Origin of the sequence: Mesobacillus harenae (assembly GCF_013343715.1) — a bacterium.
Lineage (GTDB): Bacteria > Bacillota > Bacilli > Bacillales > Cytobacillaceae > Mesobacillus_A > Mesobacillus_A harenae.
In genome coordinates this window covers 1-605 of sequence record NZ_JABUNR010000040.1, presented here as the reverse complement: position 1 = coordinate 605, position 605 = coordinate 1, and the positions used below count along the sequence as shown (strand labels likewise).

The window sequence follows — 605 nt, the reverse complement described above, 5'->3', positions numbered from 1 at the left end:
CACTGATAAAAAAGTGTCCCTTATACGGGGTTTTTTGTGTTTCAATAGAATTATTGAGGGGACGGAGGAGTATCATGGGGAAGAATTTATATACCGATTTTCAGATAAAAGAACTTGAAAAGAATCCAAATGTTTTAAGTATATCTGATCGTACTATTTCTTACAGCCCGGAGTTTAAGGTAAAGGCGATCGAAGAATACAAGGAAGGAAAGACTCCAGTCCAAATCTTTATCGACCATGATTTTGACCTTGCCTTAATTGGCAGAAAACAACCACAGAAGTGTCTACACCGTTGGCGTAAGACATATGACAGGTACGGGAAGGAAGGGCTTTTGGTAGAACGCAGAGGAAAAGGAAGCACCGGAAGGCCTTCTTCCAAATCTCTCTCCGCTGAGGAAAAACTAAGGAAGGCAGAAGCACGCATCAGGTTTCTTGAAGCAGAGAACGACTTCCTAAAAAAGCTCGAAGAACTAGAGAGGCAGGCGAAGAAGAAACGATTCTAACACCGGCAGAAAAATTTCATCTTATTGAAAAAACCATTGGAACTCATCAGTTAAAGAATATGGTTTCTTATCTGTGTGAACTTGTAGGAGTAAGCAGGAATG

At 40.7% G+C, this 605-nt stretch carries 1 protein-coding gene; it reads left to right on the top strand.

The annotated features are described in order from the left end of the window. The first annotated feature begins 74 nt into the window (after positions 1-74). Entirely contained in the window at positions 75-503 is a 429-nt protein-coding gene (locus HRJ06_RS22905; protein ID WP_174735236.1) for a transposase, read from the top strand. Positions 504-605: the final 102 nt, after the last annotated feature.

Excerpts from the sequence above, each read along its gene's own strand:
- HRJ06_RS22905 (WP_174735236.1), top strand. The coding sequence starts at position 75 with ATGGGGAAGAATTTATATACCGATTTTCAGATAAAAGAACTTGAAAAG.